2 protein-coding genes are annotated in these 1,494 nt (G+C 31.5%); both read left to right on the top strand.

The genetic code is table 11. From position 1 onward, the window contains the following. The first annotated feature begins 183 nt into the window (after positions 1–183). Positions 184–867, top strand: coding sequence for a polysaccharide deacetylase family protein (locus H3001_RS19050; protein ID WP_181215790.1), 684 nt, complete (start codon positions 184–186; stop codon positions 865–867). Further along, positions 860–1,387, top strand: coding sequence for a LolA family protein (locus H3001_RS19055; RefSeq protein WP_181215791.1), 528 nt, complete (start codon positions 860–862; stop codon positions 1,385–1,387). Before H3001_RS19050 ends, H3001_RS19055 begins: the two co-directional genes overlap by 8 nt. Positions 1,388–1,494 lie beyond the last annotated feature (107 nt).

Here is a 1,494-nt window from a genome sequence, read left to right on the forward strand (position 1 = left end):
ATCGCAATTTGGCCCAGCCCCTAAGGTAACTGATTCAAATATGCGACAAGCATTTTTTGAAAACAAATATTGTAAATCAAATAATTAACGAGTCTTTTTACAATTATTAAGAGACACTAGTGATATTTTGCAATAATTATCTTGGTATGAGTTCCTCAATAATTATAGTGAAAGGAGTGTAATATGCTTATTATAATAATTTCCTTTATCTTGCTATTCTTTGTATGGGCTTCCGCTGATATAAGAAGTGGAATATACTTAAGATGTATTTGTAGAGGGAGTAGTGTGGAGAAAGCAGTAGCATTAACATTCGATGATGGGCCAGATCCTATTCATACCCCCAGAATACTTAATATACTTGAAGAGAATAATATTAAAGCAACTTTCTTCCTTATCGGTTCAAAGATTGAAACATATCCAGAACTGGTAAAGAGGATTTATGAGGAAGGGCATATAATAGGAAATCATACTTTTTCTCATTCTCCATCATATACTCTTTGGAATAGTAACAAAATTTATGAAGATATACGGAAGACAAATGATATTATATATAAAATAACAGGTAAGTTTCCGTTTTTTTTTAGACCACCATTCGGAGTTACCAATCCGCTTATACGAAGAGCAGTAAACAATAGATTTGTATGCATAGGATGGAATATACGCTCATATGATACATTAAAGTTTTTAAAGCGTACTTCTATAAGCAAGAGAATAATACGCAATATAAAGAGTGGTGATATCGTTCTACTACATGATAACAGAGAGGGATCTGATATACTTCTGAAATCAGTTATAGAAGGAATTAAAAAGAAAGGTATTGAAATAGTGCCACTAAATAGACTTATAAATGAGAATGCTTATGAATAGAATAATATGTATTTTAATGTGCTTGGGCATGTTCTTGTCAGTAAATGCACAAGGAAACCAAGGAAACGATAAAGAATTTATAAATGAATTAGAAAGTAAGACATCCAAAATACAAACAATAACTTGTAAATTTACACAAACTCAATCTTTATCTGTTCTGTCAAATAAAGTGTCGAAAAAAGGTGTCTTCTATTATCAAAGGCCAGAACAGATATTACTCTTGTTCAATGACGGAGACTATATAAAGATGACATCAGAAGATTTTCAGATGAAAAATGGAGATAAAATAAACGAGATGAAGGTAGAATCTAATCCAATGCTTCGTGAGCTGAAGAATATATTATCAGCTTGCATGACAGGAGAGGTAATGAATTCTACAAAAGATTTTAATCATGAGTTGAAGAAAGAGGAACTTAAATATACAATTATAATGACGCCTAAAAAAAAGAGAGTAGCATCTAAAATAAAAGAGATTATGCTTGAATTTGACAGGCGAAATATGGGCTCAGTAGAAATTTAGTGGGGATAAATTTGTAATCTAATCGAATAGTTCTTTACTTTACAGCATGGAAAACGATTATTTGAGCATGTTGGCCAGTATTGTACTGCCCACACAGATATTGGATT

The organism is Phocaeicola faecicola (genome assembly GCF_013618865.1).
GTDB lineage: Bacteria > Bacteroidota > Bacteroidia > Bacteroidales > Bacteroidaceae > Phocaeicola > Phocaeicola faecicola.